Here is a 23,454-nt window from a genome sequence, read left to right on the forward strand (position 1 = left end):
TAAGAATTTGTTTTGTTTCTTGGAAATTCAACACGAGGTCATGAATATGCCAAACCGTAAATCTTTTCTGATCGTTCCCGCCCTTCTTGTGGCCGGGGCCTGTACCAACACCGGTGCTAACTATCAGCCTATTGTTGATGGCCCGATTGGACCGAACTACAACGTGGATCTGCAGCAATGTCAGCAACTGGCTGCGTCTCAGGGCGCTGTGGATGGCAGCACCGCCGGGAACGCGGCCATCGGTGCGGCAGGTGCGGCTGCTGTTACCGGAATCGTTCAGGACAGCAGCGACAATCTGGGCCGGGCTGCCATTGCTGGCGCGCTGGTTGGCGCCGGTGCCGACGTGATCAACAAGAACCAGAACAAGGAAGTCATTGTGCGCAACTGCATGCGCGGACGTGGCTACAACGTGGTCGGCTAACCTTTGGCGGCAATGGCAGTTCCAGCAGCATGGCCCGAGGACCACGCCCACTGGAAATTGTAGCCGCCCAGCCAGCCGGTGACATCCACCGCTTCACCAATCGCATAGAGGCCAGGGATTTCCTTGGCCTCCATCGTTTTTGACGACAATTCATCTGTATCGATCCCACCCAATGTCACTTCGGCGGTGCGATACCCTTCGGTCCCCGATGGCAGAAGCTGCCAATCGGACAGGGCCGCGGTCAGTTCCGACAGTTTTGCGTCGGATTGATCGGCCAGATTGCCGGACATCGAAATATGCTGGCTTAGATAGTCGACCAACCGCGCGGGCAGATGCCGTGCCAGTTCGGTCTTCAACGCCTTGCGCCCACCGTTTTGTCGCTGTTCGCGCAGCAGGTCGAACACAGGCAGATCAGGGATCAGGTTGACCCGGATCGCCTCACCCTCGCGCCAATAGGACGACAGTTGCAGTACTGATGGACCGCTGAGACCGCGATGGGTAAACAACAAGGCTTCGTCGAAACTTGTCCGGTCATTTGACAGCCGCGCGGATAAAGCAACACCCGAGAGGTCGTTGAATTTGCCATCCGAAAAGGTGAACGGAACCAGCGCCGCACGGGTGTCCGTTACGCGTAGATCAAACTGCCCTGCAATGTCATACGCCAAACCGGTCGCGCCCATCTTGGGGATCGACTTGCCGCCCGTGGCCAGAACCAGATTGGTACAGCTCAGGCTCAGGCGCTGTCCTTCGCGCTCGACCTGAAGGCCAAACCCGTTTTCAGTTTTGCGCAAATCCCGGACCGAGCTCTGCACCCACAGATCGGCCCCCGCACGCTCCATCTCGTCCAAAAGAAGGGCAACGATCTGCTTTGAGGACCCATCGCAAAATAGCTGTCCCAGTGTTTTTTCGTGCCAGGCGATGCCGTGGCGGTTCACCAGATCGACAAAATCCCATTGGGTGTAGCGCGCAAGGGCGGACTTGCAGAAATGCGGGTTCCGCGACAGGAAATTCCCGGGGCCTGCATACATGTTGGTGAAATTGCAGCGGCCTCCGCCGGAAATGCGAATCTTTTCACCCGGGGCTTTGGCGTGGTCGATCACCAGCACGCGCCCGCCGCAATGGGCGGCGCACATCATGCCGGCAGCACCAGCACCCAGAATGATCGTGTCATAGGTCATGCGCTGCGCATGGCGTGGATTTCAAACGATGGCAAGAGGCAGAATGTTACGGCTTGTCCCGCTGGTGTCGGGAAAATACCCTTGGCCCCACAACAGTACCATGGCGAGGTCTTGGACCCTTGGTCTGAATGGTGTCTGGCTTTGATCACCGGATGGAGAACCGATATGAACCCCATAAACCTGCAGGATAAACTGGGCCGGTTCTCGACCCACTGGGACCCGCATGTCGTCGCCGATTATAACCAGAATGACGTTATGGTTGTGAAATTCATCGGCGAATACCCTTTTCACAAACACGACACGACCGACGATTTCTTTCTGGTTCTCGAAGGTGAGATGATCATGGATATAGAGGGCGAACCGTCAAAAACCGTCAAGGCTGGTGAGCTGTTTGTTGTGCCGAAAGGCGTCGTACACCGCCCCCGTGCCGAACATGCGGTGAAGGTCTTGTTGATCGAGCCGAAGGGAGAGCCAAATTCCGGTGATTCAGACCGACTACCAGCCCCAAAACCGCGTCTGTGACTGATGCGGGACTGAAAACGACGGCCGGTTCTGCCGGATGGGCGGAAATTCATACATCTGCCTTAATTTACTGGCCCAAACGCCAAAATCGCTGTAGAGTTTCAATCAGATCCCGAAAACGGGGCGTTAACGAGGCAGATAGTGGCGGTATCTCATGACTGAGATGGTGTATGGCGCGGTCCAGGACCAGCGCGGTGAACCGATTCTTCCGAAATGGTGGCGGACGATTGATCGTTGGACGATGTCCTGCGTTCTGATCTTGTTTGTCATCGGGCTTTTGCTGGGGCTGGCTTCGTCGCCGCCACTGGCAGGACGCAACGGGTTCGATCCGTTCCACTATGTCGAACGGCAGGCGCTGTTCGGCGGTCTGGCGTTGATGGCGATGCTGCTGACCTCGATGATGTCGCCCACATTGGTGCGGCGGCTGGCGGTTTTGGGTTTTTTAGCTGCCTTTGTGGCGTTGGTCTTTCTGCCCGTCTTTGGCACGGATTTCGGCAAAGGCGCAGTGCGCTGGTACTCGCTGGGCTTTGCCTCGCTGCAACCGTCTGAATTCCTCAAACCCGGCTTTGTGGTTGTAGCGGCCTGGCTGCTGGCCGCGTCTCAGCAAATCAACGGCCCGCCGGGGCGATTTTGGTCTTTTGCACTTTGCATGGCCATCGTTGCCATGCTGGTGATGCAACCCGATTTCGGTCAGGCCTGCCTGATCCTGTTCGGCTGGGGCGTGATGTATTTCGTCGCCGGTGCGCCGATGCTGTTGCTGGTTGGCATGGCCGGCGTTGTCGTGCTGGGCGGTATGTTCGCCTATTCCAACTCGGAACACTTTGCCCGCCGCATTGACGGTTTCCTGAACCAAGAGGTCGATCCGACCACTCAGCTTGGCTATGCTACCAACGCGATCCGCGAAGGCGGCCTGTTCGGCGTTGGCGTGGGCGAGGGGCAGGTGAAATGGTCGCTGCCCGATGCGCATACCGATTTCATAATTGCTGTGGCGGCTGAAGAATACGGGCTGATTCTAGTGCTGATCATCATCGCCCTTTATTCAATCATCGTCGTCCGCTCGTTGCTGCGCCTGATGCGTGAACGCGACATGTTCATCCGCCTGGCCGGTACCGGTCTGGCCTGTATGTTCGGCGTTCAGGCGATGATCAACATGGGTGTGGCTGTGCGCCTGCTGCCCGCCAAAGGCATGACGCTGCCATTCGTCAGCTACGGCGGTTCATCCCTGATTGCAGGCGGCATTGCAGTCGGCATGCTGCTGGCCTTTACCCGAACCCGCCCACAGGGCGAACTTGGCGATATTCTGCGCGGACGAGGCTGATGAGCAAACCCTACCTGTTGATTGCGGCTGGCGGGACCGGGGGGCATATGTTCCCGGCTCAGGCACTGGCCGAGGCGATGCTGTATTTGGGTTGGCGCGTGCGCCTGTCCACCGACGCGCGCGGTGCGCGCTATACCAGCGGATTCCCTCACACGACCGAAATTGTCGAAGCCTCCTCGGCCACCTTCGCGCGTGGTGGTCTGGCCGCCAAAGCGTTGGCTGGCCCCAAGATCGCCGGTGGTGTCGCTGGCATGACCTTCCAGATGTTGCGGGACAGACCGGACGTGGTCGTGGGCTTCGGCGGCTACCCCTCGATCCCGGCGCTGTCGGCGGCGACCATGCTGAAAATCCCCCGCATGATCCACGAGCAAAATGGCGTTCTGGGTCGCGTGAACCAACTGTTTGCCACCCGCGTTGCGCATGTGGCCTGTGGCGTCTGGCCGACCGATCTGCCCGAAGGGGCTGATGGCATCCACACCGGCAATCCGGTGCGTGCTGCCGTGCTCGACCGCGAGGCGGCGGGCTATATCCCGCCGGGTGAATACCCGATGTCGATCCTTGTGATGGGCGGCTCGCAAGGGGCGCGCATCCTCAGCGACGTGGTGCCCGGCGCCATTGCGGCATTGCCGGAATTCCTGCGCTCCTACATCCGCGTATCTCATCAGGCTCGCGACGAAGATGGCGCGCGCGTTGCAGCCTTTTACGCTGAGCACGGTATTCTTGCCGATGTTGAGCCCTTCTTTCAGGACGTCCCCCGCCGCATGTCCGAGGCGCAGCTGGTCATTTCCCGCTCGGGCGCGTCCAGCGTGGCCGATATCTCCGTCATCGGACGGCCTTCGATCCTGATCCCCTTCGCAGCCGCTGCTGGCGACCACCAGACAGCCAACGCGCGCGGGCTGGTGCAAGCGGGTGGGGCGATCATGATCCCCGAAAACGCGCTTGACGTTTCATCGCTGACCGAGCAAATCACCACGATCCTGACCAACCCCCAAGCCGCCCAGAAAATGGCCCATGCCGCCTTGTCTGTCGGGGCTCCTGACGCGACCGAGCGTCTGGTGGCCCTCGTCGAACAAATGGCGCAGAAAGAGACGACATGACCCCAGCAACCAAACTGCCGCAGGACGTAGGACCGATCCACTTTGTTGGCATAGGCGGGATCGGGATGTCGGGCATTGCCGAGGTGCTGTTGAACCTTGGGTATCAGGTGCAGGGGTCTGATCTGAAAGCGTCAAAAATCACCGACCGTCTGGCCGGTTTGGGGGCCGAAATTTTCGTCGGGCAAAAGGCTGAGAACCTGCAAAATGCTGCCGTGGTGGTCACCTCGACCGCGATCAAACCAGGCAACCCGGAGCTGGATGAGGCGCGCGCCAAGGGTCTGCCGGTGGTGCGCCGGGCCGACATGCTGGCCGAGCTGATGCGCCTGCGGTCCAACATTGCCATCGCCGGAACCCATGGCAAAACCACAACGACCACGATGATGGCTGAACTGATGGTCGCAGGTGATTTCGACCCGACCGTGATCAACGGCGGCATCATCCACGCCTACGGCTCAAACGCGCGGATGGGGCAGGGCGAATGGATGGTGGTCGAGGCGGACGAGTCCGACGGCTCGTTCAACCGCCTGCCAGCCACCATCGCCATCGTCACCAATATCGACCCTGAGCATATGGAGCATTGGGGCGACTTCGACAAACTGCGCGACGGGTTCCACGAATTTGTCTCGAACCTGCCGTTCTACGGCCTCGCTGTCTGCTGCACAGACCATGCCGAAGTGCAGGCGCTGGTCGGTCGCATCACCGACCGCCGCGTGCGCACGTATGGCTTTAACGCGCAAGCCGATGTGCGGGCTGAGAACCTGACCTACAAAGGCGGCGTCGCCCATTTCGACATCCACCTGCAATACGAAGACAAGGTGATCGAGGGCTGCACCCTGCCGATGCCCGGTGATCACAACGTTTCAAACGCGCTGTCCGCCGTGGCCGTCGCCCGCCATCTGGGCATGAAGGCCGCTGAAATCCGTGACGCTCTGGCCAATTTTGGCGGCGTCAATCGCCGCTTCACCAAAGTGGGCGAGGTCGATGGCGTCACCATCATCGACGATTACGGCCACCACCCGGTCGAAATCGCAGCCGTGCTGAAAGCCGCCCGTCAGGCGACCGAAGGCCGTGTCATCGCCGTGCATCAACCCCATCGCTATTCGCGCTTGTCCAACCTGTTCGATGATTTTTGCACCTGTTTCAACGACGCTGACGTTGTCGCCATCGCCGACATCTTCGCCGCCGGCGAAGACCCGATCGAAGGTGCTGGTCGGGATGATCTGGTCGAGGGGCTGATCCGTCACGGTCATCGCCATGCGCGGGCGTTGCTGGATGAAAATGACCTCGAACGCCTCGTCCGCGAACAGGCCCGCCCCGGTGATATGGTTGTCTGTCTGGGGGCCGGGACCATCAGCGCTTGGGCAAATAGTTTGCCCGTAAGATTGCAAAGAAAACAAGCTATTTGACGCCTCATCTAAACTACCGCACAACTTGAGAGTGTGGTAGGCTAATTTCAGATACCGCGCGTCCTTGGAGGGGCGAATGGATTATTCAATACTCTTTGCCGCACTCTGGGCGATTTGTGCCACCATCGTCGCGCTGTTGCCCATGCGGTTGCAGTTCCCTCCGGGTATTGTCCTGCTGATCTGCGCGCCGGTGCTGATCGTCTGGCTGGGCTATGACTATGGCTGGATCATTTCGGTGCTGGCTTTTGCCGGATTCGTATCCATGTTCCGCAACCCTATCCGCCACTACTGGCGCAAGTGGACAGGGCCGGAGGTCAAACAATGAACTGGTCCATCGCGCTTGCCGGTCTTTGGGGAATTGCCGCCAATCTTCTCGCCATGATCCCCAGCAATGACAACCACTGGACCCGCGCCTATGTCCTGATCGCCGTGGGTATTCCGATTGTGGGCTACGTCACCTATCAGAACGGCCCATGGATCGGCCTGATCGTACTGGCGGCGGGCATGTCTGTGCTGCGTTGGCCGGTGATTTACCTGACCCGTTGGACAAAGGCGAAAATGCAGGGCATGAAGGCGGCCGACAAGTAATTCTTCAAGCCGCAGGAGGTCCGCCATGGGGGACATCGCAACATTCACTTATCTACCGCTGACCGCACTTGTTTTTGGAGTATTGGCGGGCTTTGTCGCAGGGCGCTGGATCGGGCTGCGCGGGCTGTTGTGGCTGATCGGCCTGATATCCGCCGTTGCGCTGGTGTTGATCGTGTTCCTGACCACCGTTGGTGCAGGTGAGGAAGAACAGGCCTTTGTCCCCTTCGTCTGGTTGACCGGCGGTGTTCTGCCCTTCCTGTTTGCCATCATCATGGGCGGTGTCGGCGGGCGCAGTCTGGCGGCCCGGGCCAGCGCGTGAGCGCTTTACCAGTCTACCTTTTGGTACTCTTAGGGCTTCTAGGCTGGTGCTTGACCGCTGCTTATTCGGCTCTTCGCAAAAAGCGGAGGCTGATATATGCGGCGGTAACATTGTGGTTTGTTCTTTTCGGTTTGGCGTTGTATTGGCGCTCAGCTGAAACGTATGACATTACTCGAGCGGCCATCGCGTACATTATCTCGATGCATGTTTTGTATGGTGTGGTTGCGATAATCGTATGGGGAATAGGGACTTGGTGGCGGAAACGAAATCAGATTTGAGCCTGAATTGCGTTCGCGGCAAGCTTTCCCAAAGCCGGTCCCTCAGTGACCTCACCTGGCTGCGTGTCGGTGGTCCGGCGGACTACCTGTTCCAACCTGCCGATATCGACGACCTTCGGACTTTCTTGCGTGATCTGCCGAACGATGTGCCGGTTTTCCCCATGGGCGTGGGCTCTAATCTCATCGTTCGGGATGGGGGGCTGCGGGCTGTGGTGATCCGGTTGGGGCGTGGCTTCAACGGTATTTCGATCGATGGCAACTCCGTCACCGCAGGCGCGGCGGCGTTGGACGCGCATGTGGCGCGCAAAGCAGCCGATGCGGGGGTGGATCTGACGTTCCTGCGCACCATTCCCGGCTCGGTCGGTGGTGCGGTGCGGATGAATGCGGGCTGCTATGGCAGCTACACGGCGGATGTACTGCGCAAGGCCACTATTGTCACCCGACAGGGAGATCTCATCGACCTGACTGCCGACGATCTGAACTTCCGCTACCGCCAGTCCGACCTTCCTGATGGCGCGGTCCTGGTTGAGGCGACATTCGAAGGCCCATCCAACGATCCCACGGATCTGCACGCCCGCATGGATGCCCAACTGAAAAAACGCGACGAAACGCAGCCGACCAAAGATCGCAGCGCTGGATCGACGTTCCGCAACCCCGCTGGATTTTCCTCGACCGGGCGGGCCGATGACATCCATGACCTAAAGGCATGGAAAGTGATCGACAATGCCGGGATGCGCGGCGCTATGAAAGGCGGCGCGCAGATGAGCGAAAAGCACTCGAATTTCCTGATCAATACCGGTGGCGCATCAGCCGCAGACCTCGAAGGTTTGGGCGAAGAGGTACGAAAAAAGGTTTACGAAACAAGCGGTATCACGTTAGAGTGGGAAATCATGCGGGTCGGTGATCCGCTGACAGAATAAAGCCCAACCGTCAGACCATAACAGGCAAATCAAGGCGACGGATCAAAGGCATAAAACGCAGTATGGACCACCACATAAGGTCCAGGGACATTGAGGCGCACGAACGTGGGTATGTCGAGCAGGACAAACCCCAAAGTGGCGGTATTGATGGGCGGCCCCTCGGCTGAACGCGAGGTGTCTCTCAGCAGCGGGCGCGAATGCGCAACCGCCCTCAGGGGAGAAGGCATTGAAGTGGTCGAGCTGGACGCTGGTCCCGACCTCTATGCACGTCTTTTGGATATCAAACCCGATGTGGTTTTCAACGCCCTGCATGGCCGCTGGGGCGAAGATGGCTGCGTGCAGGGAATGCTGGAATGGATGCGTATTCCCTATACACATTCCGGGGTGCTGGCCTCGGCGCTTGCCATGGACAAGCAGCGCAGTAAAGAAGCGTTCCGTATCGCGGGACTGCCCATCGCCGACAGCGTGATCGTGCCCAAGGCAGACGTGATGGCAGGCCATGTGATGGCAGCGCCTTACGTGGTCAAACCCAACAACGAAGGCTCAAGCGTCGGCATCTATCTGGTCCACGAAGGTGCCAACGGTCCGCCGAAACTGTCGGATGACATGCCGGAACAGGTGATGGTCGAGCAGTACATCGCGGGCCGCGAACTGACTGTATCGGTGATGGGCGACCGCGCCCTGACCGTGACCGAGATCATGACTGACGGTTGGTACGACTACGACGCCAAGTACAAACCGGGCGGCTCGTGGCATGTATTGCCGGCCGATATCCCGTCCGAGATCTTTGATCTGTGCATGGATTACGCCCTGCGCGCGCACATCCTGTTGGGGTGCAAGGGCGTCAGCCGAACTGATTTTCGCTGGGATGACAGCAAGGGTCGTGATGGTTTGTTCCTGCTGGAAACCAACACCCAACCCGGCATGACGCCAACCTCGCTGGTGCCTGAGCAGGGCGAGCATTGCGGCATGACCTTTGGCCAGCTCTGCGCCTGGATGGTGGAGGACGCCTCATGCGACCGCTGACCGCCACCCGCGCGCCGGTGATCCATCGCACCAAGGCCCTGGCCGGTCCGGATGCAGAATTCGACTCTGCCGACACCAATGACGCTGACGCGCAGCCCATTCTACGTTTAAGCGGCGCACGGATTTTCAAACGCACCGCCCGCCGGTCCGATCCGGCACCATCGCGTTTAAGCTATCGCTTTCAACGCTGGATGTTGACGCCGGGCATTCGCCTGGGCGTCAAGCTGGGCCTGCCGATTTGCGCTATTGCGGCAGCGGTCGGGTTGTACTTTGCGTCCGAAGACCGGCGCGAGGCCGTCAGTGCGTATATCGCCGACATCCGCACCTCGATACAGGAGCGGCCCGAGTTCATGGTCAATCTGATGGCCATCGACGGTGCGGGCGCCGGCTTGTCGGATGACATTCGCGAAGTTGTGCCGTTGGATTTCCCGATCAGCTCGTGGGATCTGGATGTTGAGCAGATGCGCGATACGATCACTGGCCTTGATCCAGTGAAGTCCGCCACGGTACGCATCCGTCCCGGCGGTATCCTGCAAGTTGACGTGGTTGAACGGCAGCCCGTCATCGTCTGGCGCACCCGAGACGGGATCGATTTGCTGGATGAAACAGGCGTTCATGTGGATCAGACCGCCTCGCGTAAAGATCACGCTGACTTGCCGCTGATTGCGGGCAAGGGCGCGGATCAGCACGTGGCCGAAGCATTGGAGATATTCAAAACCTCGCACAGTCTTGGCGACCGCGTTCGCGGGCTGGTGCGCGTAGGCGAGCGGCGCTGGGATCTGGTCCTGGATCGCGGTCAGCGCATCATGCTGCCGACCGAACGTCCGGTACGCGCGCTTGAACGCGTATTGGCGGTGAACGAGGTACAGGACCTTCTGGAACGCGACGTGGCGGCAGTCGACATGCGCCTTGGGCAGCGACCGACAATCAGAATGACCAAAGCTGCCAGCGAAGACTGGTGGAATACAAAAGTGACAGTGGGTAACGGGCAGTAACGAATATGATGACCGATCTTTATCAGTCCCAGCGCGCCATGCGGCAGATGCGCAGACAAGCCATGCAGCGGGGCGTCGTCGCCATTCTGGATGTGGGCAGTTCCAAGATTTCCTGCCTCGTGCTGCGGTTCGACGGCTCGGGTCGACTGAGCGAAGACAATACCATCGGCTCGATGGCCGGTCAGACCGGATTTCGTGTCATCGGGGCCGCAACGACCCGCTCGCGTGGGGTGCAGTTTGGCGAAGTCACCGCCATGCAGGAAACCGAACGCGCCATCCGCACCGCTCTGCAGGCGGCGCAAAAGATGGCCGATATCCGCGTCGATCACGTGATTGCCTGTTTCTCGGGCGCGAATCCACGTTCTTACGGTCTTGATGCGCAGGTCGATCTTGAGGGACAGTTGGTGACCGAAGCCGAAGTGGGCCGGGTCCTGAATGCCTGCGATGTGCCGGATTATGGGGCAGGGCGCGAGGTGCTGCATGCCCAGCCGGTGAACTTTGCGCTGGATAACCGGTCTGGCCTGATTGATCCGCGTGGCCAACTTGGGCAGTCGCTGGCAGTAGACATGCACATGCTGACCGTGGATGCTGTGGCGATCCAGAATATCGTGCGCTGTATCAAACGCTGCGATCTGGAGTTGGCGGGGATCGCCAACTCGGCCTATGTCTCGGGCATCTCGGCGCTGGTCGAGGATGAGCAAGAGCTGGGCGCGGCCTGTATCGACATGGGCGGCGGCACCACCAGCGTGTCGATCTTCATGAAGAAACACATGATCTATGCCGATTGCGTTCGCATGGGTGGCGATCACGTGACCTCGGATATTTCGATGGGTCTGGGTGTTCCGGCTGCTGTCGCGGAACGGATCAAAACCTTCAATGGTGGCGTGCACGCCACCGGAGTCGATGACCGCGACATGATTGATATCGGTGGTGACACCGGCGATTGGGAACACGATCGCCGCACCGTCAGCCGGGCTGAACTGATCGGCATCATGCGCCCCCGCGTCGAGGAAATCCTCGAAGAGGTGCGTGTCCGCCTTGATGCTGCCGGGTTCGAACACATGCCCAGCCAGCAGATCGTTCTGACTGGTGGTGGTAGCCAGATCATGGGGCTGGACGGGTTGGCCACACGTATCCTTGGCCAGCGTGTCCGCCTTGGTCGCCCGCTGCGCGTTCATGGCTTGCCGCAGTCGGCAACCGGGCCGGGCTTTTCCTCGGCCGTGGGCCTCAGCCTGTTTGCGGCACACCCGCAGGACGAATGGTGGGATTTCGAAATTCCGGTCGACACCTATGCGGCGCGTCCCTTCAAGCGCGCGGTCCGGTGGTTCCGTGACAATTGGTAGGATCCTGTGCCGGGTCATCCTCGGCGCAGCATTTTTGCCCGGCTGGGTCTCGGCCCAGACTGTCATCACACCGCAGGCCTTTCTGGATGCCGTCGTTGGCAAGACGCTTGAATTCCACGAGATCCGCAGCGGTGAACTGGTCGGGACCGAGCAATTTCTGAACCGCACCGTGTCGGTCTGGCGGGAAGAGGGCCGGGGGTGCGTTTACGGCCAGATCACCACGCCCAACGGTCAGATCTGCTTTCTCTATGACAATGATCCTGACGGTGTGCCGGTTTGTTGGTGGCCTTTCCTGCACGAAGACCGGCTGTTGGTGCGGCTGGCCTCGCTCTCGGATGGTGAAATTCAGGAAGTGCGCAGCATCACCGAGGACAGCCTGAACTGTCCAAGTACCCCGATCAGTTAAAGAAACGGGTTGCAGCGTCGGGATTTATCCCGCAAGATATCCACAAGGCCCGTCAGAGGCCCTGCGGCAGGACCAGAGCAGTTTTCCGCATTGAAAGACCCGAATGTATATCGTGACGCAAGGATAAGATTGCGCCGCCGATATCGCTTGTCTTGTGGTGATTTGCGTAGTTTCCGCAACATCTGGGAATGCCTGCAAAATACCGCCGTTTATTGCCTTATTTCCTCCATATTTTGTGGAATCACGCAATTTTTGACGTGACCTTTGTCAATTGGATCGGTAGAATCAAAGGTGGATAGGTAAGAAAAACACCGCTTTGGCGGGACAAAAATACAGGCGGACAGAGCATGACATTGAATCTTTCGATGCCCGGGCACGACGAACTGAAGCCTCGGATTACGGTATTTGGCGTTGGTGGTGCAGGCGGCAACGCTGTCGACAACATGATTGAAAAACAATTGGACGGCGTCGAATTTGTGGTCGCCAACACGGATGCGCAGGCACTGCAGCAAAGCCGCTCTTCCGCGCGGGTTCAATTAGGTGTCAAGGTCACCGAAGGTCTGGGCGCAGGTGCGCGCCCGACAGTTGGTGCGGCTGCTGCCGAAGAAAGCATCGAACAGATTGTCGACCATCTGGCTGGCGCGCATATGTGTTTCATCACCGCAGGTATGGGCGGCGGCACCGGCACCGGCGCTGCGCCGATCATCGCGCAAGCCGCGCGTGAGCTGGGCGTGCTGACCGTTGGTGTTGTGACCAAACCCTTCCAGTTTGAAGGCGCCAAACGCATGCGTCAGGCCGAGGACGGCGTGGACTCGCTGCAAAAGGTCGTCGATACGCTGATCATCATTCCGAACCAGAACCTGTTCCGCTTGGCCAATGAAAAGACCACGTTCACCGAGGCATTCTCGATGGCAGATGACGTTCTGTATCAGGGTGTCAAAGGTGTCACCGACTTGATGGTACGCCCGGGCCTGATCAACCTCGACTTTGCCGACGTGCGCGCGGTGATGGACGAGATGGGCAAAGCCATGATGGGCACAGGTGAGGCCACTGGCGAAGATCGCGCCATTCAGGCGGCTGAGAAAGCCATTGCCAACCCTCTGCTGGACGAAATCAGCCTCAAAGGCGCCAAGGGCGTGCTGATCAACATCACCGGCAGCCACGACCTGACCCTGTTCGAACTGGACGAGGCCGCCAACCGCATCCGCGAAGAGGTCGACCCCGAGGCGAACATCATCGTCGGCTCTACTCTGGACACCGATATCGACGGCGGCATGCGCGTTTCGGTCGTTGCCACCGGTATCGATGCCAGCGAAAAGCAGGACGATATCCCGGTTGCGCGCCGCTCCATGTCGGCCCCACTGACCCGCACTGTAGCCGCAGAAGAGCCGATGCATGAAGAAGCCTCGGTTGCTGCTGAGGTTGCAGAGCCCATGCAACAGCCTCAGGAAATCCGCGAACCGTCGCTGTTCGAGACGGCCCAGGAACCTGCATCATCGCAGTTTCAGCCTCGGGACGAGCAGGTAAACGATGATTTGCCACCCCCGGCCTATCAGCCGCGCGTGGCCGAGTTCGAGCCGCAACCCGAACCGGTCGAACAGGCCCCCGAAAGCTTTGTCGCACCGCGTGGCCATGCGGCGGGCAGCCCCTCACCCGAGGCACTGCAGCGTTTGCAGGCCGCGGTTCAGAATGTCCCTTCTTCCAAGCAGCGCCTGGCTGCCTCGCGGCCTCAGGAACCCGTTGCACACCAGCAGCCTGAAACCGAAGAGCGCCCCCGCTTTGGCTTCAACCGCCTGATCGACCGGATGACCGGTCATGCGGCAGATACCCCGGCGCAACCGGCGCGTCAGCAGCCCGCGCTGCGTCAGGCTGACGCTACGGCACCTGCGCATGAAGAGGCCGATCCGGAACAGGAGCGGATCGAAATTCCGGCTTTCCTGCGCCGTCAGGCCAACTGATCGCGGTAACATCTTGAGCGTCCCGGGCCGCCTTTTGGCGGCCCTTTTCTTTTTCTATTCAGATGTTTGTCAGCGTGTAAGCAGCCTTTTGCCGATGTGTCACATACATGTTTCATTCGGTTGCAAAGAGTGAGTTGAGCCTTGACGCAGGCTTCCTTAGTTCAGTGACCAACACAGCCCGCACAGGCTGGACACCACTCGCTGAGGCCCATTTTGCAACATACGCTCAAATCTCCGGTTACGTTTACAGGCGTCGGACTGCATGGTGGTCAGCCTGCGATCATGATCCTGAAACCGGCAGCTGCCGGTCACGGCATCTGGTTCAAGCGGACGGATATCGAGCTGGGCAATATCCTCATCCCTGCGATTTATGACGTGGTCGAACGGACGCAGCTGTGTACCCGCCTGGTGAATGATGCTGGCGTATCGGTGTCGACGGTCGAACATATCATGGCCGCGCTGGCCGGGTGCGGCGTCCACAATGCGCTGATCGAGATTGATGGCCCCGAAGTTCCGATCATGGACGGTTCGTCCATCGACTTCGTGCGCGGGGTCATGGCCAAGGGCGTGCGCCGTCAGGCCAGCCCGGTACTGGCCTACGAGGTGCTCAAACCGATCACAGCGTCGCGCGAAGGTGCCAGTGCATCGATTGCGCCGGCGGACGGGCTGATCATCGACTTCCATATCGACTTTGCGGATGACGCAATTGGCAATCAGACCAAAACGCTGGACATGCGCAACGGATCTTTCGTCCGCGAACTCAGCGATTGCCGCACGTTCTGCCGCCGAACCGACGTTGAAGCCATGCGCGAAAACGGTCTGGCCTTGGGCGGAACGTTGGAAAACGCCGTCGTGGTACAGGGCGATGACGTGCTGACCCCGGGTGGGTTCCGCCGCACGGATGAGGCCGTGCGCCACAAGATGCTGGATGCTCTGGGAGATCTCTACCTGGCGGGTGGTCCGATTCTGGGTCACTTCACCGGCGACAAATCTGGTCATTCGATGACGAACACGCTGCTGCGCAAGCTGTTCGAAACACCCGGTGCCGTGCGCCCGATCCTGTGCACCCCAGCACAGGCGGCCCGTCTGCCCGGACAGGGCCTTGTTCTGGATGAAATCCCGGCAGTTGCCTGATCCGATCAACTCTGACGACAATTGCGCCAGAGGGCGGATAAGGCGTTTTGCACCAGAAATATCTGTGCTAGACCAAGGCTCAATTCGGGGCGAACCCCGTTAAATATGACGACAAGGATGGGCGGTATGGTTGGCAGCAAAGCGGCAGTCAGATTCGCAGGCGCGATTCTTCTGGCAGCAACTTTGACGGCATGTGGTAGCGGGGGAGGGCTGTTTTCCAAAAAGGGCGCCGATCGCAACCAGAATCTGGAAGGCTACACGCCGGAACAGATTTTCACCCGTGGGGAATACGAGCTGTCGCAAAGTCGCTCGGACGACGCGGCGTGGTATTTCTCCGAGGTCGAGCGTCTGTATCCCTATTCGGACTGGGCCAAACGCGCGCTGATCATGCAGGCGTTTTCGTACCATTCCGACCAGAATTACGAAGAAAGCCGTGCGTCCGCGCAACGCTATATCGATTTTTACCCGACAGACGAAGATGCGGCCTATGCGCAGTATCTTCTGGCGCTCAGCTATTATGATCAGATCGATGAAGTTGGTCGCGATCAAGGTTTGACGTTCCAGGCCCTGCAGGCCCTGCGCACCGTGATCGAGGTTTATCCCGACAGCGAATACGCAACCTCAGCTGTGCTGAAATTCGACCTTGCATTTGACCATCTTGCTGGCAAGGAAATGGAAATCGGGCGGTATTACCTGCGTCAGGATCACTACATTGCCGCCATCAGCCGATTCCGCGTCGTGGTCGAGGATTTCCAAACCACATCGCACACCGCCGAAGCACTGTATCGGCTGGTCGAGGCCTATCTGTCCCTCGGCCTGTTGGACGAGGCGCAATCGGCTGGCGCGATTCTTGGCTACAACTACCAGTCTACGGAATGGTACGATGACGCCTACAAATTGCTGACCTCGCGTGGTCTGGATCTCAAGAGCCGTGGTAACAACTGGCTCAGCACGATCTATCGCCAAACGATCAAGGGCCAGTGGTTGTAATCGCCATGGTGACAGGCTGGGGACGCTAAAGACCCGATGCTGCGCGCCCTGGATATCCGCGATATGCTGATCATCGACCGGTTGGAACTGACATTCCAGCCGGGTCTGAACGCTTTGACGGGCGAAACCGGCGCGGGCAAATCGATTCTGTTGGATTCGCTGGGATTCGTATTGGGCTGGCGCGGACGGGCCGAATTGGTGCGCCAAGGGGCCGCCCAGGGCGAGGTCGTGGCGGAATTTGAACTGCCCGAAGATCACCCAGCCCATGCAATTCTGGCCGAGGCCGGTTTGCCCGGCGGCGAGGAACTGATCCTGCGGCGCGTGAATACCGCCGAAGGGCGCAAGACCGCGTGGGTCAACGACCGCCGTTGTTCGGGCGAGGTACTTCGCGCGCTGTCGGAAACTTTGATCGAACTGCATGGCCAGCATGACGACCGGGGCCTGCTGAACCCCCGTGGTCACCGCGCTATGCTGGATGACTATGCCGGATCGGCAGACCACCTTGTCTCCGTGCGCGCTGCATGGACCGGGATGTCGCGTGCGCGCAAAGCGTTGGCCGAGACCGAAGCCGCGCTTGAGGCCGTGCGCAGTGAAGAAGAATTTCTGCGCCATGCCGTATCCGAGCTGGATCAGCTTGACCCGCAATCCGGCGAAGACGCCGATCTGGATGCCCGCCGCCGCATGATGCAGGGGGCCGAGCGTATTCGCGATGACGTGGCCCGCGCCTTTGCCTTGCTGGGAAATGACGGCGCTGAAGGGGCGATGGTTGATGCGGTCCGGTGGCTCGAAGGGGTCTCGGATAATGCGGGTGGTCAGTTGGAAGGTCCCGTCGCGGCGCTGGGTCGGGCCATGATCGAACTGGGCGAGGCGCAGGACGGTGTTGACGCCTGCCTGCAAGCACTGGACTTCAATCCATCCGAGCTTGAAGCCGCTGAAGAACGCCTGTTTGCCATCCGTGCGCTGGCCCGCAAGCATGACATTGCCGCCGACGATCTGGGCGCCTTCGCCGATACCTTGCGCGACCGTCTGAACCGGCTCGAGGCCGGTGATGCCGATCTGGCCGACAAACGCGCCGCCGTCGAGGCCGCTCAGGCCGCATATGACACTGCCGCCGCTCACCTGAGTGCTGCGCGCAAAGCTGCTGCGGGTCAGTTGGACGCCGCCGTCATGGCCGAGCTCGCCCCGCTGAAAATGGAACGCGCGGTGTTCCAGACCGAGATCACCCCAGCCGACCCCGGACCCGAAGGCATCGACGCGGTGGCCTTCACCGTTGCCACCAATCCCGGTGCGCCGTCAGGGCCGCTGAACAAGATCGCCTCTGGGGGTGAACTCAGCCGCTTCCTTCTGGCGCTCAAGGTCTGCCTGTCCGGTGATGACAGCGCCCGCACGATGATCTTTGACGAAATCGACCGGGGTGTCGGCGGTGCCACTGCCGATGCGGTCGGGCGCCGTCTGGCATCGCTTGCGCAGGGCGGGCAGGTGCTGGTCGTGACCCATTCTCCGCAGGTCGCCGCGCGGGCGGCTCACCATTGGCGGGTGCAGAAACACGTCACCAACGGGCAAACCCTGTCCACAGTCATTCCTTTGGCGGAACCGGACCGTGTGGACGAGATCGCCCGCATGGTCGCAGGCGATACCATAACGGAAGAGGCGCGCGCCGCGGCCCGTGCCTTGCTGCAGGCCTGAGGCATCAGTGGCGTTTCTTGATGCCCACACTGTCGCTATCCCACTTTTATATGAACGCTCCGTGGCTTACTAAGGGTTAAAGAATGATCCCCGAGGGCCAATGACCCAATCAACCCGCACCGTTCTGCGCAACCAGCTCAATCAGGCTCTGGCCGCGATCAAGGATGCGTGGAAGGTGATGTTGCGACGCGGGCCCAGCCAGATTCAGTTCTGGTTCATTGCACTGGCCATCGGTATCGCGGCTGGGTTCATGGCGCTGGGGCTTCGCAAGGCGATCGGGTCGCTGCAGGCTTATTTGTACGATACGCAGGATATCCTGTTGCTGCACAGCCATGCCGAAAAACTGCCATGGTTCATGGTCCTGATCATACCCATTGTCGGCGGTTTGATTGTCGGTCTGCTCCTGAACAAGTTCACAGATGACGGACGCGTGCGCTCGGTCGCGGACGTGATCGAGGGCGCAGCCGTCACCGATGGCCGGGTCGAGGTTAAGGCCGGCGTCGCTTCGTTCTTTGCCTCTCTGATCACTCTCAGCTCTGGTGGCTCCACAGGGCGCGAAGGGCCGGTGGTGCATATGGCAGGGGTGATCTCGACATGGGTCAGCAACCGCATCCATGCCGACGGGATTACCGGGCGCGACCTATTGGGCTGCGCCGTGGCCGCCGCAGTGTCCGCCAGCTTCAACGCGCCTATTGCGGGTGCTCTGTTTGCGCTCGAGGTCGTGTTGCGCCATTTCGCCGTGCACGCCTTTGCCCCCATCGTGATTGCCTCGGTGGCAGGGACCGTGATCAACCGGCTGGAATATGGCGACGTTACCGAATTCACGCTCGACACCCCCGGCTCGCTGCAATTCTACGTCGAATTGCCCGCCTTTCTGATCCTTGGTCTGATCTGCGGCTTTGTTGCGCTGCTGCTGATGCGCTCGATCTTCTTTGCCGAAGATATCGGCAGCCATATCCAAAACCGCCTGTCCGTACCCGGTTGGCTGCGTCCGGCAATTTCGGGGGCAATGCTGGGCCTGATGGCGATCTGGTTCCCGCATATCATCGGCGTCGGCTACGAGACGACGATACGCGCCCTGACCGGCGATCTGGTGCTGACAACAGCGATCCTGTTCGCCGTGACCAAGACGGTGGCCGTGGCCATTACCATGGGCGGTCGCATGGGCGGAGGCGTGTTCTCGCCCGCGCTGATGATCGGTGCGCTGACCGGTCTGGCCTTTGGTCTGATTGCCACCGGACTGCTGCCGGATGTGTCCGGAACCCACACGCTGTACGCTTTTGCCGGTATGGGCGCAGTGGCCGCCGCTGTGCTAGGCGCGCCCATTTCGACCACACTGATTGTCTTTGAGCTGACCGGCGACTGGCAAATCGGTCTGGCCGTGATGGTCTCGGTCTCGATGTCCACTGCTTTGGCCTCGCGGTTGGTGGACCGGTCGTTCTTCCTGACGCAACTGGAACGCCGCAACGTGCATCTGGCCGCCGGGCCACAGGCCTATCTGCTGGCGATGTTACGAGCCGGGGCGGTGATGCGCCCCATAGGCGACGACCGCTCGATCACCAAAGACGAGGCACAGGCGCTGATCGATCAGGGTCTCTGCGTACAGGCCAGTGCCACGCTTGAAGCCGCGATGCCCTATTTCGACCGCGACGACATCCCTTGCATTCCTGTGGTCATCGTGGACGATGACGGTCACGAAACGCCCGTCGGAGCGCTGTACCACGTCGATGCGCTCAAGGCCTATAACCGGGCGCTGGCGGCAACGGCGGCCGAAGAACACTCCTGAGCCAAGCCACAGCCCGTCAAAGGCCAACGGCTGAGCGTCGACGGGCGGAACCGTTAAATGGACCAGAGTGGGTGTTGGCGGCTATAGCAATAGTGATCAGTCGCGGCGGTGGTTATGCGCGGGGAATTGGTTCTGCAGAATACTCGAAATAGTATTCCGAATAATCCAGAAGCAATTTTTTGTGGTGGGGCTGATCATCCCTCGTTCTTAAATGTCTCCCAATCCCCTTTAGTCTGTCAGACGGTGCCAATCGAAAGCTTTTGAGCTCCACAGATCGAGCAAATTTGGTTCGCGCGATTGAAATCCGCGAGTTCAGCCAATGCCCTTGATTTATGATTTGCGTGCTGTCGTACCGAGAGGTTGAGTTTTTGCGTGATACAATCATCGCAGATGCATTGTGGAGAAATGCTTTGAACAAGTTCTTTCACGTCATCAAATACAGTCATGCTGCACTCCAATGGTCAAACACTATGAATTGCGACGTCTATGGCAAGAGCAGCTCTGGGCTCCAACCAGCCAACTGAACAGCAGACCCCAAATGATACGGGAACACCCGCGCAGGCCTCAATTCAACCCCACACCGCGCACCAACTCATCCGTGAGGCAAACCGCAAACGCGACCACTCAGTTCTTACAACCGCTCGACCTTGACGGAGTCCACCGGATAAAATGCCAGAAACCCCTTGATCTCGACCATCGCCGGGATCGGGTCTTCATAACTCCAGACCGCGTTTTCCGTCACCGAAGATTTGTTGACGATTGAAAAATGCGTCGCATCGCCCTTGTGCGGACAGTGGGTCACCTTGTCAGTCCGGTCCAGAAAGGCCATCGCGATGTCGGAACGTGGAAAATAGATCACCGGATCCCGGTCGCCTTCCAGCAATTCCAGCGCATTGCTGGTTTCGCCCAGAATTGCACCGCCCGAACGGACGCACCATTTGCCCGTCGCTTTTTGGATCGTGATGTGATCGGTCATTCCTGCTCCTTCATGTGTTCTTTCAAGGCCCCTTGTCTGCCCGATCCATGTAACAGTCCGGTGTCAGAGCGGCGCGGTTGCGGCATCCAACCACAGTTGAGCGTCATCGCCCAGCCTTGGCCGTATTTTTTCCGCAACGTCGCGGTGGTAGGCGTTCAGCCAGTCGCGTTCTTCCAGTGTCAGCATATCAACCACGATCAGCCGCCGGTCAATGGGCACATAGGTCAAGGTGCGCCAACCCAGCATCACACGCTCGGCATCGCCACCGGGCAGGGTGGGGGCCTCTTCCACGACAACAAGGTTTTCGATGCGAATGCCAAAGGCGCCTTCGCGGTAATACCCCGGCTCGTTTGACAGGATCATGCCCGATTGCAGCGGCACATGGCTGACCCGCGACAGGCGTTGCGGCCCTTCGTGAACGCTCAGATACGCGCCAACGCCATGCCCGACGCCGTGATTGAAATCCTGCCCCGCCAGCCACAGCGGCACCCGTGCAACGCATTCGATGTCACGCCCGGCCAATCCGGCCGGCCAGCGCAGCATCGACAGGGCGATCATGCCCCTCAGTACACGGGTAAAGCAGGCTTTCTCCTCGTCACCCACAGCCCCAATCGCAATGGTACGCGTGATGTCGGTGGTGCCGTCCAAATATTGCCCGCCGCTGTCCAGAACCAGCAGATGACCATCCTCCAACCGGCTATCGGTTTCCTCGGTCACCCGGTAATGCATGATCGCGCCATTTGGCCCGGTCCCGGCAATGGTATCGAACGAGATATCCTGCAGCGCGTTGTCCTTGCGGCGGTTATCCTCCAACCGGGTGACCACCTGCGTTTCGGTCAGGCTGTTCGGGGCCTGCGCATCCAACCAGCACAATGTTTCGATCACCGCCACAGCGTCCCGCAGATGCGCCTCGGCGCTGCCCGCGATTTCAGCCGGATTCTTGCAGGCCTTGGGCAGGGCACAGGGATCGCCGCCCTCGTCCATCCGTTCACCTAAGGCATCCGCGACGATCTGGGGCACGGTGCCAGGATCGACCTGTACGCGACCCTCCAGTTGGCCCACGGCGTCCAGAAACGCAGAAGGATCATGCACGGACACCTGCGCGCCCAGATGATCCTCAAGCCCGACCAGCTTTTGGGCGGTCATGAACAGATCGACCTGGCCATCGCTGTGCAGAACGGCAAACCCATGCGCAACCGGGTTGTAGCCAATGTCCGAGCCGCGAATGTTCAGCAACCACATGATTGAATCCGGCAAGGTGATCACTGCAGCCGAGTGCCCGGCCTGCTTCAGATCATTCGCCAGCCGGCTGATTTTACGCTGGGCTGTTTCACCGGCAAACTCAATCGGATGCGCCTTGACCGGACTCATCGGCGGCTCGGGCTGATCCGCCCACACGCGATCCACCAGATTGGCGCATCGCATCAATTCGATGCCGCTGCCGTTCAGCTCTTTCTGCGCGCTGGTAATTTGACCAACGGGATGCAGCCATGGGTCGAATCCAACCTTGCCGCCGTTTGGCAACTGCTCTTTCAACCAGGCGCTTAGGCTGATTTCGGGCCACGGGACCGGGGTAAATTCCTTTGCGACCTGCGCCTTGACCTGCGTGCGATAGCGCCCGTCGATAAACACCCCGGCCACATGTGTCAGTGCCGCGCAAAACCCGGCCGATCCGGTAAATCCGGTCAACCATGACAACCGCTCATCCCGGGGTGCCACATACTCCCCCTGATGCGCGTCAGCGCGCGGGATCAGAAACCCATCCAACCCTTCGCGCACCAGTTCCTCTCGCAATGCAGCCAGCCGAGGCGGGCCCTGTTCCGGGCGCGCAGTCACTTTGAAGGATTGAAACATGATGGCCTCGTTGTTGTCTGGATGCGCGGAAATCTGCGGCTTGCGGTGGTAAATGTCCAGCAACTCGGCCGGTCACTCATCCACTGCGCCGAGGAACTCCTGCAGTGTCCCTATGTAGGTGTCGTAAACGTCGTTGCCGGGAAGGGGAATATGATTGGCGGTTTCCAGAATGGCCAGTGATGCATCAGGAATACCCGCCGCTAGTTTACGTGCCTCCGACAATGGGTGCACTGCACTGTTACGGCCATGCAGAACCAGAGTTGGGCATTGTACTTGCGGCAATAAATGCAGGATCGACGCCGTGTTTCCGCTGTCGCGCTGATATAGCTTCTGTTCGACGGAGTAGAGCGCTTGCATCTCGTCCACAATTTCGCGAACGGTCTCAAGCGGCCCTTCGGGAAAGTAGCTCAGCAACGAGCCGACAGCATAACCGCTGCCCGGGTTCTTCCACCCTTCGATGATCAGATTGCGGATCGAATCCGGCACGGCTACATCATCCCGATGATCGCGACCCTCGGCCCAACCACCGACAATGGCAAGCCTGCTGACGCGTTCCGGATATTGGGTCGCGAATTGCAGGGCCGAGAATATGCCACCAAACTCCGAGACGATGGCAAAGCGGTCAAAGCCAGCGGCATGTGTCACGGTCAGAATGTCTTCTGCGCCCCCTTCGTGGTCGGCGCGGCAGCTATCGCCCCAATGGGACCGCTGGCGTTTGTTGTAACGCAGCATGGTGAACTTTGCGTCCATCGCACTCAGATACGCACGTTCTGAGGTCAGCCGCGATTCTGCCTCCAGATCATAAACGATCGAGCCTACTCTCAGAACCGCCGGGCCCTCGCCGGATACGGCGAATGCAATTGCTTGACCGTCGCTGCCTCGTGCATATTTCAACTGCTGTGTCTGCCGGTGTCTCTCAGGTGTCGGATCGGCATCACGACTGACCTCAGCTGCCATCTGCAGCCCACGCCGCACAATCGTTCGAATGATCCGCTGAGTCTTGCCATCATCGCCAACTGCTTTACGAGCCGCGGCGATACGGGCGCTGATCGTCGATTCCGAGACAAACCGACCGTTCCAGACCCGTTCGATGATCTCCTCGCGTGCCACCAGCTTGCCGGGGCTTTCCGCCAGCAACTCCAACAGGTCAAAGACCTGCGGTTCGACCGGTACAGTCTCGCCATCGCGCAACAGCACGTGACGATCCACGTCCAGAACACAATCTGCAAACTCATAGCGCATGGGCTGAATAC

General features: G+C 59.6%; 23 protein-coding genes. 18 read left to right on the plus strand and 5 right to left on the minus strand.

Annotated features, from left to right (window positions below):
* The first annotated feature begins 46 nt into the window (after window positions 1–46).
* Window positions 47–421: a glycine zipper family protein gene (locus tag HW561_RS02070; RefSeq protein ID WP_235962750.1), complete on the plus strand. Its 375-nt coding sequence runs from the start codon at window positions 47–49 to the stop codon at window positions 419–421.
* On the opposite strand, the gene HW561_RS02075 is transcribed toward HW561_RS02070, so the two are convergent.
* Window positions 418–1,599 (minus strand): BaiN/RdsA family NAD(P)/FAD-dependent oxidoreductase, encoded by a 1,182-nt coding sequence (locus HW561_RS02075; protein WP_176861559.1) that lies wholly within the window; start codon window positions 1,597–1,599, stop codon window positions 418–420. The two genes, HW561_RS02070 and HW561_RS02075, sit on opposite strands and share 4 nt — an antisense overlap.
* Before the next feature lie 165 nt (window positions 1,600–1,764).
* Here HW561_RS02075 and HW561_RS02080 point away from each other — a divergent pair, with 165 nt between their 5' ends.
* The 17 genes from HW561_RS02080 to HW561_RS02160 all read left to right on the plus strand — a co-directional run bounded on the left by HW561_RS02080 (window position 1,765) and on the right by HW561_RS02160 (window position 19,371).
* Window positions 1,765–2,121 (plus strand): cupin domain-containing protein, encoded by a 357-nt coding sequence (locus tag HW561_RS02080; RefSeq protein WP_176861560.1) that lies wholly within the window; start codon window positions 1,765–1,767, stop codon window positions 2,119–2,121.
* Between the two features lie 154 nt (window positions 2,122–2,275).
* Complete coding sequence (ftsW, locus tag HW561_RS02085) at window positions 2,276–3,439, plus strand: putative lipid II flippase FtsW (RefSeq protein WP_176861561.1); 1,164 nt, start codon at window positions 2,276–2,278, stop codon at window positions 3,437–3,439.
* The gene (locus tag HW561_RS02090) at window positions 3,439–4,536 is read left to right on the plus strand and encodes a UDP-N-acetylglucosamine--N-acetylmuramyl-(pentapeptide) pyrophosphoryl-undecaprenol N-acetylglucosamine transferase (RefSeq protein WP_176861562.1); all 1,098 of its coding nucleotides are present in this window, start codon (window positions 3,439–3,441) and stop codon (window positions 4,534–4,536) included. The genes ftsW and HW561_RS02090 overlap by 1 nt, the downstream gene beginning before the upstream one ends.
* A complete protein-coding gene (murC, locus tag HW561_RS02095) occupies window positions 4,533–5,942 on the plus strand; it encodes a UDP-N-acetylmuramate--L-alanine ligase (protein WP_176861563.1) in 1,410 nt (469 codons plus the stop codon). The genes HW561_RS02090 and murC overlap by 4 nt, the downstream gene beginning before the upstream one ends.
* A gap of 76 nt (window positions 5,943–6,018) precedes the next feature.
* Entirely contained in the window at window positions 6,019–6,267 is a 249-nt protein-coding gene (locus tag HW561_RS02100; protein ID WP_176861564.1) for a DUF2484 family protein, read from the plus strand.
* Window positions 6,264–6,530, plus strand: coding sequence for a DUF2484 family protein (locus tag HW561_RS02105; protein WP_176861565.1), 267 nt, complete (start codon window positions 6,264–6,266; stop codon window positions 6,528–6,530). Before HW561_RS02100 ends, HW561_RS02105 begins: the two co-directional genes overlap by 4 nt.
* 25 nt (window positions 6,531–6,555) lie before the next feature.
* Window positions 6,556–6,849 (plus strand): hypothetical protein, encoded by a 294-nt coding sequence (locus HW561_RS02110; RefSeq protein ID WP_176861566.1) that lies wholly within the window; start codon window positions 6,556–6,558, stop codon window positions 6,847–6,849.
* A gap of 274 nt (window positions 6,850–7,123) precedes the next feature.
* A complete protein-coding gene (murB, locus tag HW561_RS02115) occupies window positions 7,124–8,047 on the plus strand; it encodes a UDP-N-acetylmuramate dehydrogenase (RefSeq protein WP_408015357.1) in 924 nt (307 codons plus the stop codon).
* Between the two features lie 111 nt (window positions 8,048–8,158).
* Window positions 8,159–9,073: a D-alanine--D-alanine ligase gene (locus tag HW561_RS02120; RefSeq protein ID WP_176861568.1), complete on the plus strand. Its 915-nt coding sequence runs from the start codon at window positions 8,159–8,161 to the stop codon at window positions 9,071–9,073.
* Window positions 9,061–10,068, plus strand: a complete 1,008-nt coding sequence (locus HW561_RS02125; protein ID WP_176861569.1) for a cell division protein FtsQ/DivIB — start codon at window positions 9,061–9,063, stop codon at window positions 10,066–10,068. Before HW561_RS02120 ends, HW561_RS02125 begins: the two co-directional genes overlap by 13 nt.
* Window positions 10,069–10,076: 8 nt before the next feature.
* Window positions 10,077–11,411, plus strand: a complete 1,335-nt coding sequence (ftsA, locus tag HW561_RS02130; protein WP_176862242.1) for a cell division protein FtsA — start codon at window positions 10,077–10,079, stop codon at window positions 11,409–11,411.
* Window positions 11,398–11,817 (plus strand): hypothetical protein, encoded by a 420-nt coding sequence (locus HW561_RS02135; protein WP_176861570.1) that lies wholly within the window; start codon window positions 11,398–11,400, stop codon window positions 11,815–11,817. Before ftsA ends, HW561_RS02135 begins: the two co-directional genes overlap by 14 nt.
* 347 nt (window positions 11,818–12,164) lie before the next feature.
* Window positions 12,165–13,775 carry a cell division protein FtsZ gene (ftsZ, locus tag HW561_RS02140; RefSeq protein WP_176861571.1) on the plus strand — a complete coding sequence of 537 codons (1,611 nt, stop codon included), beginning with the start codon at window positions 12,165–12,167 and terminating at the stop codon, window positions 13,773–13,775.
* Between the two features lie 213 nt (window positions 13,776–13,988).
* Window positions 13,989–14,909 carry a UDP-3-O-acyl-N-acetylglucosamine deacetylase gene (gene lpxC, locus HW561_RS02145; RefSeq protein WP_176861572.1) on the plus strand — a complete coding sequence of 307 codons (921 nt, stop codon included), beginning with the start codon at window positions 13,989–13,991 and terminating at the stop codon, window positions 14,907–14,909.
* Between the two features lie 126 nt (window positions 14,910–15,035).
* Window positions 15,036–15,899, plus strand: a complete 864-nt coding sequence (locus tag HW561_RS02150) for an outer membrane protein assembly factor BamD (protein WP_176861573.1) — start codon at window positions 15,036–15,038, stop codon at window positions 15,897–15,899.
* 36 nt (window positions 15,900–15,935) lie between these two features.
* Entirely contained in the window at window positions 15,936–17,585 is a 1,650-nt protein-coding gene (gene recN, locus HW561_RS02155; protein ID WP_176861574.1) for a DNA repair protein RecN, read from the plus strand.
* Between the two features lie 100 nt (window positions 17,586–17,685).
* A complete protein-coding gene (locus tag HW561_RS02160; RefSeq protein WP_176861575.1) occupies window positions 17,686–19,371 on the plus strand; it encodes a chloride channel protein in 1,686 nt (561 codons plus the stop codon).
* Window positions 19,372–19,607: 236 nt separating this feature from the next.
* On the opposite strand, the gene HW561_RS02165 is transcribed toward HW561_RS02160, so the two are convergent.
* From HW561_RS02165 to HW561_RS02180, 4 genes are all read right to left on the minus strand, one after another.
* Window positions 19,608–19,817, minus strand: coding sequence for a hypothetical protein (locus tag HW561_RS02165; protein ID WP_176861576.1), 210 nt, complete (start codon window positions 19,815–19,817; stop codon window positions 19,608–19,610).
* 185 nt (window positions 19,818–20,002) lie between these two features.
* On the minus strand, window positions 20,003–20,347 hold the full coding sequence (locus HW561_RS02170) for a DUF427 domain-containing protein (RefSeq protein ID WP_176861577.1): 345 nt from the start codon (window positions 20,345–20,347) through the stop codon (window positions 20,003–20,005).
* A 63-nt stretch (window positions 20,348–20,410) separates the two neighbouring features.
* Window positions 20,411–22,201 carry an aminopeptidase P family protein gene (locus HW561_RS02175; RefSeq protein WP_176861578.1) on the minus strand — a complete coding sequence of 597 codons (1,791 nt, stop codon included), beginning with the start codon at window positions 22,199–22,201 and terminating at the stop codon, window positions 20,411–20,413.
* A 72-nt stretch (window positions 22,202–22,273) separates the two neighbouring features.
* On the minus strand, window positions 22,274–23,443 hold the full coding sequence (locus HW561_RS02180; RefSeq protein WP_176861579.1) for a winged helix-turn-helix domain-containing protein: 1,170 nt from the start codon (window positions 23,441–23,443) through the stop codon (window positions 22,274–22,276).
* Window positions 23,444–23,454: the final 11 nt, after the last annotated feature.

Source organism: Ruegeria haliotis, from assembly GCF_013377785.1.
Taxonomy (GTDB): domain Bacteria; phylum Pseudomonadota; class Alphaproteobacteria; order Rhodobacterales; family Rhodobacteraceae; genus Ruegeria; species Ruegeria haliotis.

What these genes read in the sequence shown, in the direction of transcription:
- recN (WP_176861574.1), top strand. Translation starts at nt 15,936, where the DNA reads ATGCTGCGCGCCCTGGATATCCGCGATATGCTGATCATCGACCGGTTG.
- HW561_RS02105 (WP_176861565.1), top strand. Translation starts at nt 6,264, where the DNA reads ATGAACTGGTCCATCGCGCTTGCCGGTCTTTGGGGAATTGCCGCCAAT.
- HW561_RS02110 (WP_176861566.1), top strand. Translation starts at nt 6,556, where the DNA reads ATGGGGGACATCGCAACATTCACTTATCTACCGCTGACCGCACTTGTT.
- ftsZ (WP_176861571.1), top strand. Translation starts at nt 12,165, where the DNA reads ATGACATTGAATCTTTCGATGCCCGGGCACGACGAACTGAAGCCTCGG.
- HW561_RS02165 (WP_176861576.1), bottom strand. Translation starts at nt 19,817, where the DNA reads ATGACTGTATTTGATGACGTGAAAGAACTTGTTCAAAGCATTTCTCCA.
- HW561_RS02180 (WP_176861579.1), bottom strand. Translation starts at nt 23,443, where the DNA reads ATGCGCTATGAGTTTGCAGATTGTGTTCTGGACGTGGATCGTCACGTG.
- ftsA (WP_176862242.1), top strand. Translation starts at nt 10,077, where the DNA reads ATGACCGATCTTTATCAGTCCCAGCGCGCCATGCGGCAGATGCGCAGA.
- HW561_RS02150 (WP_176861573.1), top strand. Translation starts at nt 15,036, where the DNA reads ATGGTTGGCAGCAAAGCGGCAGTCAGATTCGCAGGCGCGATTCTTCTG.
- HW561_RS02080 (WP_176861560.1), top strand. Translation starts at nt 1,765, where the DNA reads ATGAACCCCATAAACCTGCAGGATAAACTGGGCCGGTTCTCGACCCAC.
- murC (WP_176861563.1), top strand. Translation starts at nt 4,533, where the DNA reads ATGACCCCAGCAACCAAACTGCCGCAGGACGTAGGACCGATCCACTTT.
- ftsW (WP_176861561.1), top strand. Translation starts at nt 2,276, where the DNA reads ATGACTGAGATGGTGTATGGCGCGGTCCAGGACCAGCGCGGTGAACCG.
- HW561_RS02120 (WP_176861568.1), top strand. Translation starts at nt 8,159, where the DNA reads ATGTCGAGCAGGACAAACCCCAAAGTGGCGGTATTGATGGGCGGCCCC.
- HW561_RS02170 (WP_176861577.1), bottom strand. Translation starts at nt 20,347, where the DNA reads ATGACCGATCACATCACGATCCAAAAAGCGACGGGCAAATGGTGCGTC.
- HW561_RS02070 (WP_235962750.1), top strand. Translation starts at nt 47, where the DNA reads ATGCCAAACCGTAAATCTTTTCTGATCGTTCCCGCCCTTCTTGTGGCC.
- HW561_RS02175 (WP_176861578.1), bottom strand. Translation starts at nt 22,201, where the DNA reads ATGTTTCAATCCTTCAAAGTGACTGCGCGCCCGGAACAGGGCCCGCCT.
- HW561_RS02160 (WP_176861575.1), top strand. Translation starts at nt 17,686, where the DNA reads ATGACCCAATCAACCCGCACCGTTCTGCGCAACCAGCTCAATCAGGCT.
- HW561_RS02100 (WP_176861564.1), top strand. Translation starts at nt 6,019, where the DNA reads ATGGATTATTCAATACTCTTTGCCGCACTCTGGGCGATTTGTGCCACC.
- HW561_RS02125 (WP_176861569.1), top strand. Translation starts at nt 9,061, where the DNA reads ATGCGACCGCTGACCGCCACCCGCGCGCCGGTGATCCATCGCACCAAG.
- HW561_RS02075 (WP_176861559.1), bottom strand. Translation starts at nt 1,599, where the DNA reads ATGACCTATGACACGATCATTCTGGGTGCTGGTGCTGCCGGCATGATG.
- HW561_RS02090 (WP_176861562.1), top strand. Translation starts at nt 3,439, where the DNA reads ATGAGCAAACCCTACCTGTTGATTGCGGCTGGCGGGACCGGGGGGCAT.